The sequence below is a fragment of the Rhizobium sp. WW_1 genome, from assembly GCF_003610155.1.
GTDB classification, from domain to species: Bacteria; Pseudomonadota; Alphaproteobacteria; order Rhizobiales; family Rhizobiaceae; genus Rhizobium; species Rhizobium tropici_A.
Genome location: NZ_RAIN01000001.1, coordinates 1,301,900 through 1,316,454, shown reverse-complemented (window position 1 = coordinate 1,316,454; position 14,555 = coordinate 1,301,900). Strand labels below are relative to the sequence as shown.

Sequence of the window (14,555 nt, the reverse complement as noted above, 5' to 3'; positions counted from 1 at the left end):
AGGGATCGCTGCCGCCGACGGATTGAGCCATGATAAAGCTGCAATCGATCATCATCGAAGGTGAGTTGATTTTGGTCATCGATATGAATTGACGCTCGCAGCGAGGCATCCGTCACGCCATGCAGAAATCGATCTTCGCAGCCTCTCTCTTCGCGCTTTTTTGTGCAACTTCGCAAGCCCATTCCGCCATCTGGCAACCCTCGTCAGGCCATGTCCAGGTGCCGATTTGGCCCGGAGCCGTTCCGGACGCGGTGCCTGATGCCCAGCCCGAATCTGTCGGGGCAGGTTCCGCAAGCGTCACGAATGTCACCCAGCCGACAATGACCGTCTATCCCCCCGAGGGCCACAACACGGGCGCAGCCGTGGTCGTGTTTCCGGGCGGAGGATATAAGGTTCTGGCGATGGACCTCGAGGGCACGGAGATCTGCGACTGGCTGACCTCGCGCGGCATAACCTGCGTTCTGCTCAAGTACCGGGTGCCGAATTCAGGTCCGACATGGGATAAAGGGCAGCGCCATTATCCGAAGGTGCAAACGGCTCTGCAGGACGCTCAGCGTACGCTGGGGCTCGTGCGCCAGCATGCCGAGCAATGGCATGTCGATCCCCATAAGATCGGCGTGATCGGCTTTTCCGCCGGCGGGCATCTGGTTGCTGCGCTCAGCACCAATTTCTCTCGACGGATTTATGCGCGGGTTGACGATGCCGACAGTTTGAGTTGCCGGCCGGACTTCGCCATGGCCCTTTATCCCGGCCATCTATGGGTGCACGAGGATGACGACAGCACCACTCGAAACGAGACGGATATGCGCCTGCATCCGGACATTCGTGTCAGCGCCGACACCCCGCCAACCTTTCTGCTGCAAGCCGAGGACGATCATGTCGACGGCGTGGAGCAATCGCTCGCCTATTATATCGCGCTGCAGAAGGCAGGCGTCCCCACCGAAATGCATCTGTACGCCCATGGCGGTCATGCCTTCGGCCTTCGCCCCAGTAAGTCTCCCATCAGCCGCTGGCCAGCGCTGGCGGAACAGTGGCTGCACACGATCGGCGTGCTCGACCCGCAGAAAAGTGATTGATCCGGGCGGCGGTCCGGTCCGAGAAGTCATCGACAGGGAAGCATTGGCTATCTGATCGGATTTCTGTCGCGATCCGCAGCCAGCTTCAACGCGCGATAGTGCTCCGTCAGCTTCGCCAGATCGAAGGCCCGGTTGAGACCGCTCGGATTGGGTAGCACCCAGATCGAAGCGCCGGCAAATGCCTCCGGTTGCCTGCCCCATTCGATATCGGTGCGAAGGCTGATGGCGGCATAGGCGGCCTTGCCGAGAAACGCCAGGTTATCGGGAGTGAGGCGCCTGATCTTCTCTTCGAGCACGGGAGCGGCGGCAAGATAGTCGCTCTTCTTCAGCTCGCTGGCGCTTTTCGTCGCGCGCGAGACCGCCGATGTCAGGCCGAGGCCATAGTCCAGCATCTCCCGCTCTTCCTCCGCCCGCAGTAGACGGGGAGTGAAACCGGCGAGATGCAAGACCCGCCAGAAGCGGTTGCTGCGGTTGGAGAAATTGTGGCCGTCCCGCTGCGCCGTAAGGGCCGGGTTCAATCCGCAGAAGATGACGGAAAGGTGGGGCGCAAGGATTTCGGCCAAGCCGCCCGCCGATGCCGCGCTTTCGAGCGCCGCGTCCGCCTGTTCGGGAGATGTGTCATCGTGCATGTCGAATGTCCGTGCGCAAACCGGGGCTGGGCGGCTTGAAGCCGCTCGTCAGCGCTTGCTGCGCGATATCAGATTTTCCCTGACCTTCTCAAGCCAGTCGATAACCCGCCCGACCGCTTGCCCGCCCGCGCCGAAGAGTTCCGCAAGTTCGCTTTCGGCCTTTTCGCGTATCGAGCTCTCCTGATCCGGCAGCGGCGGCAGGATATGCGCGAAATAGGTCTTGTCCAGCAGCCGATGAAGCAGCCGCTCGCCCGGAAAGGGCTCGTCATTGTTGAGCGCTCGTGCTGCCTTGAGGAGAGTGCGGATATCGTACTGGACGGGGCTGATATCCGGCACCTGCTTGCGCAGGCCCAGAAGCGTGTAAACGCCGACGCGGGCCGTGCGGATCGAGCTGTCCATGGTGAAGATGATGTCGTTCGATGTTTCGACGAATTGGCCCATCAGCGCCAGGTTGGTGCATCCGGCCGGCACGACATGCGGCCTGTCGCCCGCGGCGCGCGGCATGAACATGGCGGTGATGTATGGCATCAGCGCAAGGCGTGCCTTGGTATTGGCGACGACCGCATCGAGTTGATCCTCTATTCCCAGATGATAGCAGAGCTCGGCGATGATCTCCCGGCCCGTGCAGGCCGGCATCGGCTTCTTGATATGATTGCCGTCCTTGTCCATGAGCAGCGCATAGACCCAGACGACGAGCACATCGTCAGGCTGCTCGGGAAAATGCGGCTGGCGATTGCAGGTGAAGCTGAGCACCCAGTTGGAATCGGTAAATGTGATGATCCCGCCGGTGACGGTCTTCCCCGAATAGGGATCGTTGACCGACAGCTCCTTGAGCTTGTCCACGAAGGGCGAGGGCTTGCAGGTCAGCGTGACCGACTCCCACATCGATTTCTCGGTATCGCCGTAGAATTTCTCCGGCTTGCCGAAGATCGGCGATTTCTTCGCAAGGTTCTTCCATAGCGTCCAGTCACTGGCCTCGCCGGGTTCGTGCCGCCCGCGCTGCAGCACGGGCGCCGTTTCCATGTCGCCATAGGCGGTGCCTTCTGTCATCGATCCCGTCAGCGCGAACACCACGTCATTCGGCCCGACGGCGATGGTTTGGTCCTTGCCGCCGATATCGGCACGGATCGCCGTCACGGTGCGCGCATCGCCGTCGACGTTCATGTCGAGATCATAGGCACGGGTGTCGAACTGAACCTTGACCCCACGCTCCTGAAGATGCCGGACGAGGGGACGCACGAAGCTGTCATACTGATTGTATTTGGGAAAGATGAGCGCCGACATGTCCTTGAGCCCGTCGAGCGCGTCTAGGAAGCGGTGCATGTAAAGCTTCATTTCGAGCAGGCTCTGCCAGTTCTCGAAGGCAAACATCGAGCGCCAGAGATACCAGAAATTGGTTTCGAGGAAGCCAGCGCTGAAATATTGCTCGATGGTGATGTCGTCGAGGTCTTCCTTGCGCTTCAGCAGCAGCCGGATCAGCTCCCATTGCTGCGAACGCGAGAGGCCGAGGGTCGAGAAGTCGCGGATCTCGCCGCGCCTGTGCATTAGCCGGACTTTCGAGAAGTTGGGGTCGTTGTCGTTGACCAGCCGGTATTCGTCGAGAACGCTGTAGCCCTCGGGCAGTTCGAGCGCCTGGATATCCTGGAACATGTCCCAGAGGTTGTCGTAGTTCCAGTTCATCTCGCGGCCGCCGCGGATGATATAACCTTCCTCCGGATTGCCCGCGCCATCGAGCGAGCCGCCCTCGATATCGATCGTGTCGAGGATGGTAATGTCTTCTCCGGCCATGCGGCCGTCACGGATCAGGTAGAAGGCGGCGGCGAGACCGGCGATGCCGCTACCGATGATCCAGGCCTTGCGCCCCGCGATCTGATTCCCCGGCACCGGGCGGTTGCGCATATAGGCGCCCATCATGTCGGGCGGCGGCAGGGTGTTTTCCGGGGTATGGTGCCAATAGCCCGCGGTCGTGTCGGCCTCGACCGTGAATATCTTGCCGGCATCATGGCTGGAGCCTGAAGAACCTGTCATGGAAAACCTCCCGTCGGTGGACAATGACTGCGATCAGGGCGCATGTCGGACGTGCTCGCGTTCCAGTATATATCGCGTGCAGTATTAGCATATGACGGGAATAAGGACATAGCCGTGCGCTCACCAGCCATTTCGGCCATGGACGGATTCCATAGGGATGGCGCTCCAGTCAGATCATCAAAGAGTTTGGCCGCGCAATGCTGACACTTACCGTCGGCATTGCATGCTCGCGCGAGAAGCCTCCGTCTCGCCTGATTATTGAGATGATCTCTAACGCTTAGTTATTGCGCGAAAAAATTTCCTCGTGAAAGAAAAGCGACCAGAATGTGGTTTGGAGAAAGCCTATCCCATTGATTCTGCTCGAAATTCAACTCCATGTCAGCAGCTCGCCGGTCGCCTGCTATCGATGTTTGACGCGCCGTTCCCTACGCATGCTGTGGAACTAATGACGTGCGCGATCGTTTCATGTAAGACGTTGGTACGACGCCGACCTACTCGGCTGGCCGGGTAAGCGGCGCTCTTGAGGAGTGTCTCATCATGAATATTTCGTCTGGATTTCGTTCAGCCGCGGTTGCAGCCGTTGCTGCCGTGGGAATTGGTTTTGCCAGCGCCGCGCATGCCGATAGCGGCACGGTTCGTTTCTCCGTCTATAAGGCGGCCTTCTTCGTCGGCGGCTCGGGCGGCGAAGGCACGTTGACCTTCCGTGGCAAACGCTACCCGATCTCGATCGGCGGCATTTCCGGCGGCCTCGCCTTCGGCGCTTCCAAGACCTATTTCCAGGGCACCGTGCGCAATATTCGCCGCGCTCAGGATGTGAGTGGGGTTTATGGTGCAGCGGGCGGCGGCGGCGCGATCGGCAAGGGCGCCCAGATGATCGTCATGACCAACGACAAAGGCGCCAAACTCGAACTCACGGGCAGGCAGGTCGGCCTGCAGGTCAACGCGGATATCAGCGGCTTGAGCATCACTGTGAAGTAAGGGCGAGATTCCGCCCTGATAATTCCTTGGGGGCCTGATTTGCTGAATGAGCGATCAGGCTCTCGAGAAAGACTACGCGGTGAGCGCCTCGTGCTCTTCATTCCAACCCGATTGTTTACGACTCCCATAACGCGTTGAACTTCATTACTTTTTTCGGCTCGTTCCATACCATCAGCAGCGCTGACAAAAATTACGCCTTCTGAAATCATTGGATTTTTCCGCAGAAAAGCGAAAGGCGCGGTTTCGCCATCTATCATCCGGCCCGGCCAGTCGCCTCTGCCTCGCGCCCGAATGGTTCACTGCGACCCTCCCGTTTGGCGCGGTTCGTTGAATGACGTTTCCAGCGGCTGCCGCCGTGGCACATCACGCAGGCGCAGCAATGCAAGGGCCATCTCGGCGATCGCGAACACCAGCACGGCGCCAAGAAAGCCGGCGGTGCCGACAGCGACGATCAGCCAGCCGCCCAGCATCGGAAACCCGAAGACCCCAAGAAAATAGGTGATTGCGAACCAGGTCAGTGCCGCGTTGCGCTGCTCCGGAGGACCGTCGTTGACGGCCTGTGTCTCGATGACCGCGTAGACCAGGCCATAGCCGAGGCCGAGCAAAACAGCGCTCGCAACCTGGATCAGCACACCGTAGGGAAGAGCGAAGGCAACCACCACGCCGAGGATCATCACCGACAGAAGCGTTATGGTGGCGCGGTCACCGTTGGCCCGACTGACGAGCGGGGCAAGCACGAAACGCGATGCCACCACGGTAATGGCGTAGGCGGCGAAGAAGGTGCTCGCTTGCAGGCCCGTGCCGCGCACCAGCGACGTCTGGAACGTCAGGAGACCGCTGAACACGCAGGCGCCCAGACCCACCATCAGTATGGGGTAGATGGCTTTCGTCCGAGCGATGCTCGGCAGCTTACGCACCCAGCCGTTGCTGGACTGCTGCGACGTCGTGGCTGCTGGCCTCGACGACAGGTTTTCGAACATCCATAAGAGCAGCGCCGCGAGAACGCAGGCCGCGGCGACGACGCAGAAGGCTATCGCCGTGGAGAGACCGAGGCTTCCCGTGAGCGCCCCCGCCGCGATCGGGCTGGCACCGATGCCGGCCATAAGAAAGGCGCCGAAGCGCGTGAACCAGAAGCCGCGCTCGTGATCGGTGACGCGCTCCGAAAGTGCCATCGGCGCGGCAAGATAGAAGACCCCCCAGCCAAGGCCGATGAGGAAGCCGGCCCCGCCAATCACGGGAGAAAGGGTGTGCAGCGACGCGAGAGCAAGATAGCCGGCGCAGACCGACAGCGCCCCGAGTGCAGCCATCCGGGCCGCGCCGAAGCGGCCGGCGAACCAACCGACCAGCGGGACGCCAATCAACGTGCCAAGCATGGCGCCGCCAAGCGTGATGCCGGTCTCGATCTCGCTGCCGCCGAGGGTACGGAAATGCTCTGTCAGAAGGAAGGTCGCGCCGTAACCGGCCGCCGTCAGAAAGCTCGCGACGAACAGGCAATAGGCGTGTGATGCGCGCATGATGTTTGACTCCAGCTATAATTGGCCCAAGTATTCTGTCGGAATCGTCAAAATGACAGGTCCACTTGGATTGACGTCCGGGGGCCACTCTTGCGGAGGCGGAGGTGACAGCCGAAGATTCTCGCCGGCGCGAAGGCACCGCGCATCTGGTCGATATCGAGGTCGACCGCGCATCGAGCGTGCCACTTGTCCGCCAGCTTTATCTCGCTTTGCGCCAGGGGATTGTTGCCGGCCGCATGCCGCCGGGGGCGCGGCTTCCATCCACCCGGGCGGCGGCGCGCCTATGGGGCATGTCTCGTGGCCTTGTCACCGAGGCCTACGAAACGCTGATGAGCGAAGGCTATGCGGTCGGCCGCGCCGGCTCCGGCACCTATGTCTCAACCGATGTGCCGGAGCGCGCCCGGCGCTCGGGCGGGGTGGGATGGAACCGGCCTGAGCCTGGCCGCTTGCTCTCCCGCGCCGCTCGCGCCGCGACCAACCCCGCGCCCCAATTTTCCGAGCCTCCCTCGCAGATACCCTTTGTCACCGGCCGGACGCCGCCGGATGCAAAGACGCGCGCTGTCTTGACCCGCATCGCCCATCGCCATCTCGGCGCCCTGTCGGACCACTACCGCGATCCCCAGGGCGAGGCGGTGCTGCGCGAAGCGGTGGCCGCCTATCTCCTGGCAGCGCGTGGCGTGCGCTGCACACCCGACCGCATCTTCATCACGGCGGGGTCGCAGCAAGCGATCGATCTGGCGATCCGCACGCTGATCGACCCGGGTGATTTCGTGGCGGTCGAGGACCCATGCTATCCGCCGGCCAGGCTTGCCTTGACGGTCCATGGCGCGGGGCTGGCGCCCGTGCCGGTCGATGGCGATGGCCTCGACGTCGCCGCGCTGGCGGCGCTCGCCGTCAAGCCGCGAGCCGTCTATGTAACGCCTTCCCATCAATATCCCACCGGGGCGGTTCTCTCGATGGCGAGGCGTCTGGCGCTCCTCGATTGGGCTGACGCCACAGGGGCTTGGGTCATCGAAGACGATTACGACAGTGAGTTCCGTTATGACGACCGGCCGCTGGCGGCCTTGCAAGGCGTCGATGAGCATCATTGCGTCATCTATGCCGGCACCTTCAGCAAGGCTCTGTTGCCGGGCCTGCGCCTCGGCTATCTGGTGGTGCCGGCGGATCTGGTGCCCGCGTTTCGAGTGATGCGAACGCTACTTGATCGTTTCCCCGCGCCATTCCAGCAATTGGTGGTGGCCGACTTTCTGGCCGAGGGACATTTCTCGAGCCATCTGCGACGGCTGCGCGAGGCCTATCGCGCGTCGCGCGACGTGCTGGTGTCATTGTTGCGCGCGCGCTTGTCCGATCATCTGCAGGTGAATTCCCCACACCAGGGCGTCCATCTTCTGGCTCGGCCCCGCGCGGAACACAACGATATCGTGTTGGCGCAGGCAGCGCGCCGGCATGGCGTTGCGGTTCTGCCAATTTCGCCAATGCATGTGGCGCCCATGCCCCATCACGGCCTCTTGCTCGGCTTCTCGGGCTTGACGGATGCCGAGGCCGATCTCGGCACAAGGGGTCTGGCGGCCGTGTTCGCGCACCTCAAGCACAGATGAATACGGTGGCTCGCTTCCGGAACTCAGATCAGCCGGCCTCGATAAACGGAAGGTTGGGTCTACGAGCAGGCTGTCGTGATTGAGCGTAAGGTCGCACAATGCCTTTTCAACCCATGAAGCAGCGGCAAATCTATCGCAGAGCCGAAAGGCCGAATTCCCCGGCCTTTCCCCTCACTCCCACTCGATTGTTTTAAACCCGGTTAGGTCATTGATCTAGCTGGGTTTTTCCTCATCTGAGAAGCCGGAAGCCGACGCATGGACCGTCAAAATCATACGGTGTTGTTTTTTAAGGGAAATTTCGGCGAAATTTTTTTCGCGATCATCGGTATCTATCGAGACCAATTGCCCTTCAGGTTGGTCATTTCGGCCGACGAGCTCAAAGCCATCATCTTCAAAAAGTACCGTCATCTTCGTAGCAAAGGACGCCTTCCGAGGCGAGCCCCCTCTGCCGACTAGTCGTCGCGGCTTGGCCAACTATGCCGTCACGGTCGATAAAGCCCGCTTAACTCGCGCGAAGATTCAGGTCACGCACGGGAATGAATGCACGGTTTGTTTCGGCAGCACGCCGCTCCTTCGTTTCCAGAACCTCGATCAGCGAGACCTTGCGTGACAGCACCTCGTACAAATCAAGCCCGTCCGCGCAAATCAGGTTGGTCTGACGCCCGCGCGCGAACGCCTCAAGACCCTCGGCCGTGAAGCCGGAATTGCTCACGAACAGCCCGCGCGACCAAGATGCCTTACCCCCAACCTTGCCTGAGAAAGTCATCAAATCAGCGAACCCGATCTGCGGGCCATGCCATTTTGCCTCCACTAGGTACGTCTGGCCGTGCAGTCTGAAGCTGCCGTCGATCTGCTCGCCCACAAGGCGGAAGGCACCGCGCGGCGCGAGGCCGAATCCCCCGAACAGCTCGTTGAGAAACCCTTCGAAGCGCAGCCCACGTGTGTGCGGATCTAGCTTGGTGATCTCGATGAGCAGCGTTGCGAGTTCCTGCGCTTTCGCCGCAGTCAGCGTTGCCGTCGCCTGTGGTGCAGGCTCCTCTGCCTTCGGTGAGCCGAAGCTCTTGAGGAAGCCCGGATCGAGCAACTCCGGAATCTTAAATTGCACACCGGGAAGGAGGCTGTTCAGTCGATCAATTTCTTCGCGGCTAAGCGCATTTCGCTTGCCGCGCCGATAGGTCATCGCCTGCCGGACGATCGCCACGATGAGCTTGGTGAAACACGACCGGCGCTGTTCGAGCGTCGCGGTCAAGAGCTGCACGATCGCGGGCCGCTTGCTGCCTGCGACCCACAAATCGCCAACACCAGCATGCGCAGCGGCAAGCGGAAACGCGGTCCTGTTGTTTCCGCTTCCGGGGAGAAAATCGTAGAGAAGGTCCGCCAGGTCTTCAACCGCCTGGGCTTCACGAAACGACATCATAACCTACCAGCCCTCGGTCTCCATCATCCCCGCCTCGAGTTCATCCATGTGCGGAAGCGCGCGCCAATCCCGCCGCGGGCTGCCAACAACTCATAGCGCTGAGATCCGACGAATGATGTGCCCCCGGATCGTCATAGAATTCATATGACGACTCTCAATCTAGCAAGATTGTAAGCTTCATGCTACACAATCCCAAGATCCGTAGCACGAAGAAGGCAGGCGAACTGCTGTTGCGGAGCGCCGCCGCCAGGACGGGGCTCCTTCGGCTGCTGAACTTGTGGGGGGCAAGCAGTGATCCTGACGGACAACGAGACGAAGGTCGACCTTCTCAACAACGAGGCGATCGCGGCAACCATCATCAAACTCTTGCGCGACCGGCCCGATCAACCAGTGACTGTTGGTGTCCATGGCGATTGGGGCGCCGGCAAGTCTAGTGTGCTGGAGATGATCGAGGCCGGCTTCGAGGGGGAAGCGAAGGTCCTGTGCCTCAAGTTCAATGGTTGGCGTTTTCAGGGATTCGAAGACGCTAAAATTGCGCTTATCGAGGGCATCGTCACAGGGCTCATCGAAAAGCGACCCGCTCTCACCGCGGCGGGCGAAACGGTCAAGGATGTCTTTCGCCGGATCGACTGGCTCAAGGTGGCAAAGAAGGCTGGTGGGCTCGCCTTCACCGCTTTTACCGGAATTCCGACGCCCGATCAGATTCAGACCATCGTCGGCACCTTGGAAGGCTTCCTCGCCAATCCGGCAAAGCTCGCCACCAAGGATAATCTCGAAGCCGCAGTCGAAGGCGTGAAAGGCCTGTTGAAGCCGAAGGGCGAAGGCGACTCGACCAACGTTCCCGAGGAGATCAACGCATTCCGGAAGGCCTTCGACGATCTCCTCGACAAGGCGGGTGTCGAGCAACTCGTCGTCCTGATCGATGACCTCGATCGCTGCTTGCCCGATACCGCGATCGAGACCTTGGAGGCCGTCCGCCTCTTCGTCTTCACGTCCCGCACCGCCTTCGTCGTTGCCGCCGACGAGGCGATGATCGAATATGCGGTGCGCAAACACTTCCCCTATCTGCCAGACACCACTGGTCCGCAGACATATGCCCGGAACTACCTTGAGAAGCTCATCCAGGTGCCCTTCCGCATCCCTGCGCTGGGCGACACGGAAACGCGGATCTATGTGACGCTCCTCCTCGTCGGCGCCGAACTCGGCGACAACGACGAGGCGTTCAACGCCTTGATCAAGGTCGCTCGTGAACGGCTTAAGCGCCCGTGGACCTCGGGTGCGCTCGATGCTGTCACCGTCAGAACCGCTCTCGGGAGCAAGGCTTCGCGCGCCAACAATGCGTTGGCGCTCAGCGATCAGATCGGACCGATCCTCGCCAGCGGAACCAAGGGCAATCCGCGTCAGATCAAGCGATTCCTCAACACGCTCGTCTTGCGGCAGCGGACCGCCGAAGCGAGAGGGTTTGGAGATGACGTTAAGCTGCCGGTGCTCGCAAAACTCATGCTCGCTGAGCGGTTCCTGCCCCGCCTCTTCGATCAGATCGCCGCGGCCGCCGCGGCTGCAGCAAATGGCAAATGCCCGGACCTATCAGCACTCGAAGCGGCGGCGACCGCCAAGGATGACGCGAAAACTGCGGCCAAGCCGGAGAAGGCCGCTGCCAAAGGCGACGACGCCGTGAAATCGACCGAGAGCGCACTCTTGAGCGAATGGCTATCGTCGCCTGCGATCAAAGCCTGGGCGGCGGTGCCAACTGCGATTGGTGGCGAGGATCTTCGCCCCTACCTCTTCGTCGCAAAGGACAGGAAGGATTATTTCGGCGCCGCCTCAGTGCTCGGCCATCTCGCTACCGTGGTCGAACAGCTCTTCGGCGGGAAATTCGCGGTGCAGGGCCTCGAAGCCGATCTCAGGCGCCTGGCCACGCCTGAAGCCGCGCAGATCTTCGAAGCCGTGCGCGGCCGCATCGTCGGTGGGGACAGCTTTGACACTGAGCCGCCTGGCGCGGCGGGTTTGGCGGTTCTCGTCAAGGCTCATCCGACCCTGCAGGCCAATCTCGTCGATTTCCTCGAAGCGCTCCCGCGAGATCGTCTCGGTCCATGGGTCTGCGGCGGCTGGGAAGGTGTTCTCAAGGACGGCGATGCGACCCAACGCTTCGACCGCCTTCTTCAGACCTGGGGCAAAGAAGGTGGCGCGATGCTCAAGGCGGCGGCCATGGGTGTTCTTCGCACCCGCCAGGGAGTCCGCTGATGGGCACCTCCAGTGCATTCGGCGGCCAAGGCGGCGGGACGCCCCTCGTTCCAAGCTGGCTAGGCGATGACGGCGCACCGCCTGCCGCTCCAGACGGAGCTCCTCCCGATGGTGGACCACCAAACGATCCGCCAGCAGACGGTGCCCCACCAGCCGCTCCTCCGGCGCCGCCGGCCCGCCCGCCCATACCGCCGGTAGCCGATCCCGCGCGCTTCTCGGCCGCTCGCAATAACTTCTCGCGTTTCGCTGGTTCGGGCGGCAGCGACCGCAAGAGTCTCGGCCGAGCCGTGTCGCACTATGTGGGCTCATCGGCAGGTGGGGCGCGCACGGCGGCCGCAAGGATGGGATCGGCGCGCGGCGCAGGCAGCCGCTTGCTTGGCTTCCTGTCGGACGCCGTTGCGCGCGGCGCGACTGAAGCGCTTCGCGCGCTCAACCTCGGCGCTCTCGCAGGCCGCCCGATCGAAGAAATCTTTCTCGGTTTGGCGGACTATGTGTGTCCTGACGGCGGTTCGATCGACGAAGGCATCGCACGCGAAGCGTTCATCGAAACCATCACAGACCTCGCCGGTGCAGGCATTACCGACCTCGATGGCCTCACCGCCGATCAGATGCAGACTGTGTTCGAGCTGTATGCGACCAACGCGATCGAAGCACGGCTCTGCAACGACATTGGCGCGAAGACGATCACCCTGCCGTCGGATAGCCGCGAAGCCGCGCGCGTGCAGGCGCAATTGAACGACTTCATTCGGCGCGGGGTGGCTGATGCGCTCACGGTCGCCCGCGCCGCGGCTGCCGCGCTGACGCCCGATCGCGTACTCCAGTTCGTCGGGCGCATCTACCAGCAAGCGTTCGGGATCTTGCAGATCATGGGCGATGCGGAGGCGGAAGGCGCATGAGGAGACACGTCATCATAGGCCGATACGGCCCCGGCGACCGCAGCCGCTTTCCACTTGGCGATGGGGAGGTCGAAACCCGCCTCGACCTGGTTGTCGGCGAGCGAACACTCGATCACGGGATCGGCCGCGCAATCGGCGATCTGTCGCGGCTTGGCGTTCATCCTTCAGAGATCGGCGTGGATATCCTGGTCCTGGCCGCCCACGTCCACGCTGCTGACACGCGCATTTCGCGGGCGAGTGAATCGCAGGATGGCTGGACCCGCGAAATCCGGCTGATCGTCCCGGTTTCCGATCCTGATCGATGGACAGCCGTCGCGCCGACCTTCGTCCGGATGCTGAACTTTCTCACCGGCGACCGCTGGTCGATCGCGTTTCGCGCCCGACCGCGCCGTTTCGTCAGGGTCGCTCCCGCACGCCCTGCTCGGCTCATCGGTCCTCCCTTCGACGATCTCGCGCTCTTCTCGGGCGGCCTCGACAGTCTCATCGGCGCAATCGATGCCCTCGAGAATGGCCGTACACCGCTTCTCATCAGTCACGCCGGCGAAGGTGCGACCAGCGATGCGCAGTCCACCATCTTCGACACATTGAAGACCCACTATCGAGGCCGCGCCTTCGATCGCTTGCGCCTCTGGATGGCATACCCGGACGGTTTCGTCCGCGGTTCAGGCGGAGAGAACACAACCCGCGGCAGGTCGTTCCTGTTCTTCGCCCTCGGCGTCTTCGCTGGAAGCGGACTCGAGGGGGCGTTCACCTTGAAAGTGCCCGAGAACGGCCTCATCGCCGTCAACGTGCCGCTCGATCCATTGCGCCTCGGCGCACTGAGCACGCGCACGACCCATCCTTTTTACATCGCCCGTTGGAATGACGCCCTCCATGGGCTCGGCCTGAACGGCAGGATCGAAAATCCCTATTGGGATAGGACCAAAGGCGAGATGGTCGCGGCCTGCTCCAACGGCGCGTTGTTACGTCGGCTCGTACCCTCATCGCTATCCTGCGCGTCCCCAACCAAGGGGCGCTGGCAGGGTCTCGGCACACAGCATTGCGGCTATTGCCTGCCTTGTCTCATCAGACGGGCAGCACTCGTTGCCGGCCTACACCCCGATCCAGATCCCACCGTCTACACGGTCGATGACCTCACCGCCCGCGCGCTCGACACACGCCAATCAGAAGGCGTCCAGATTCGCTCTTTCCAGCTTGCGATCGAGCGGCTTCGCGCCCGGCCGGCGCTGGCGCCGATTCTCATCCACAAGCCGGGGCCGCTCTTCGATGAATCGCCGGCTCGGCAAACAGCCCTCGCTGGCGTGTACCAGCGCGGCCTTGAAGAGGTTGGAGCACTCCTGGCAGGTGTGAGGACGCGGCCGGGATGACCGAGAATGCTCAAGCCGTCGGTGTCGATTTCCACTGCCATCTCGACCTCTATCCCGACCATGAGGCCGCGATCGCAAGGGCAGAAGCCGCTCGGATCTACACGCTGACCGTCACGACGACACCGAAGGCTTGGGCGCGCAATCATGAACTCACGCGTCATACCCGCTTCGTGCGCGCTGCGCTCGGGCTGCATCCGCAGCTTGTCGCGGAGCGCGCCGGCGAACTGCCGCTATGGGAGCGTCACCTGCCTGAGACACGTTACGTCGGTGAAGTCGGTCTTGATGCCGGCCCGCGCTTCTACAAATCGCTAGATACCCAAAAGCATGTGTTCCGCAGCGTCCTTGAGCGATGCGCAGAAGCCGGTGGCAAGATTCTCACGGTCCACAGTGTCAGAAGCGCTCCAGCGGTGCTCGAGATGATCGAACAATATCTCCCGCAGGATCGCGGCACCGTCGTGCTTCACTGGTTCACCGGAAGCAAGAGCGAGGCTCGACGTGCGGCGACGCTCGGCTGCTATTTCTCCGTCAATGCCGAGATGACCCGCTCGGATCGCGGCCGCTCCCTCGTCTCCGACTTGCCCATCGATCGGATACTGACTGAGACAGACGGCCCCTTCACTCAGGTTGACGGTCGTCCCAGCGAGCCCGCTGACGTAAAAACTACGGTCGCCGCGATCGCCGACGTCCGGAGGATCCCGGTCGATGCCGTCACGATGGCGGTAAGATCGAACCTTCGCTCTCTACTGAGGTGATCCCCCTCAAGGGGTCTAGGAAAATTGTAATCTTCGTGCTACATATCTGGCCGATC

Annotated in this window: 12 protein-coding genes; 7 read left to right on the top strand and 5 right to left on the bottom strand. The window is 61.9% G+C overall.

All coding sequences use genetic code 11. The annotated features are described in order from the left end of the window. The first annotated feature begins 119 nt into the window (after positions 1-119). Complete coding sequence (locus BJ928_RS06365; protein WP_047628583.1) at positions 120-1,076, top strand: alpha/beta hydrolase; 957 nt, start codon at positions 120-122, stop codon at positions 1,074-1,076. A gap of 47 nt (positions 1,077-1,123) precedes the next feature. On the opposite strand, the gene mug is transcribed toward BJ928_RS06365, so the two are convergent. After that, entirely contained in the window at positions 1,124-1,705 is a 582-nt protein-coding gene (gene mug, locus BJ928_RS06360) for a G/U mismatch-specific DNA glycosylase (RefSeq protein ID WP_052227484.1), read from the bottom strand. Between the two features lie 48 nt (positions 1,706-1,753). Continuing rightward, a complete protein-coding gene (locus tag BJ928_RS06355; RefSeq protein WP_047628580.1) occupies positions 1,754-3,733 on the bottom strand; it encodes an oleate hydratase in 1,980 nt (659 codons plus the stop codon). Between the two features lie 537 nt (positions 3,734-4,270). On the opposite strand from BJ928_RS06355, the gene BJ928_RS06350 reads away from it, so the two are divergent. After that, positions 4,271-4,711 (top strand): hypothetical protein, encoded by a 441-nt coding sequence (locus BJ928_RS06350; RefSeq protein WP_047628577.1) that lies wholly within the window; start codon positions 4,271-4,273, stop codon positions 4,709-4,711. 296 nt (positions 4,712-5,007) lie between these two features. Here BJ928_RS06350 and BJ928_RS06345 read toward each other — a convergent pair whose 3' ends face one another. After that, positions 5,008-6,225: an MFS transporter gene (locus tag BJ928_RS06345; protein WP_047628576.1), complete on the bottom strand. Its 1,218-nt coding sequence runs from the start codon at positions 6,223-6,225 to the stop codon at positions 5,008-5,010. Positions 6,226-6,329: 104 nt separating this feature from the next. Here BJ928_RS06345 and BJ928_RS06340 point away from each other — a divergent pair, with 104 nt between their 5' ends. Continuing rightward, entirely contained in the window at positions 6,330-7,823 is a 1,494-nt protein-coding gene (locus BJ928_RS06340) for a PLP-dependent aminotransferase family protein (RefSeq protein ID WP_052227483.1), read from the top strand. 213 nt (positions 7,824-8,036) lie between these two features. On the opposite strand, the gene BJ928_RS38515 is transcribed toward BJ928_RS06340, so the two are convergent. Together BJ928_RS38515 and BJ928_RS06330 are read right to left on the bottom strand one after the other, a co-directional pair. Beyond that, positions 8,037-8,231 (bottom strand): hypothetical protein, encoded by a 195-nt coding sequence (locus tag BJ928_RS38515; RefSeq protein ID WP_147413891.1) that lies wholly within the window; start codon positions 8,229-8,231, stop codon positions 8,037-8,039. A 94-nt stretch (positions 8,232-8,325) separates the two neighbouring features. Further along, positions 8,326-9,240 carry a restriction endonuclease gene (locus BJ928_RS06330; protein ID WP_245432231.1) on the bottom strand — a complete coding sequence of 305 codons (915 nt, stop codon included), beginning with the start codon at positions 9,238-9,240 and terminating at the stop codon, positions 8,326-8,328. A gap of 291 nt (positions 9,241-9,531) precedes the next feature. On the opposite strand from BJ928_RS06330, the gene qatA reads away from it, so the two are divergent. Genes qatA through qatD form a run of 4 tightly spaced genes read left to right on the top strand, consistent with a single transcriptional unit; the run spans position 9,532 to position 14,499 of the window. Continuing rightward, positions 9,532-11,484 carry a Qat anti-phage system ATPase QatA gene (gene qatA, locus BJ928_RS06325; protein WP_019197490.1) on the top strand — a complete coding sequence of 651 codons (1,953 nt, stop codon included), beginning with the start codon at positions 9,532-9,534 and terminating at the stop codon, positions 11,482-11,484. Next, positions 11,484-12,380: a Qat anti-phage system associated protein QatB gene (gene qatB, locus BJ928_RS39800; RefSeq protein WP_040425549.1), complete on the top strand. Its 897-nt coding sequence runs from the start codon at positions 11,484-11,486 to the stop codon at positions 12,378-12,380. Before qatA ends, qatB begins: the two co-directional genes overlap by 1 nt. Beyond that, positions 12,377-13,747, top strand: coding sequence for a Qat anti-phage system QueC-like protein QatC (gene qatC, locus BJ928_RS06315; protein ID WP_019197492.1), 1,371 nt, complete (start codon positions 12,377-12,379; stop codon positions 13,745-13,747). Before qatB ends, qatC begins: the two co-directional genes overlap by 4 nt. Then, positions 13,744-14,499, top strand: coding sequence for a Qat anti-phage system TatD family nuclease QatD (qatD, locus tag BJ928_RS06310; RefSeq protein WP_019197493.1), 756 nt, complete (start codon positions 13,744-13,746; stop codon positions 14,497-14,499). Before qatC ends, qatD begins: the two co-directional genes overlap by 4 nt. The last annotated feature ends 56 nt before the right edge of the window (positions 14,500-14,555 follow it).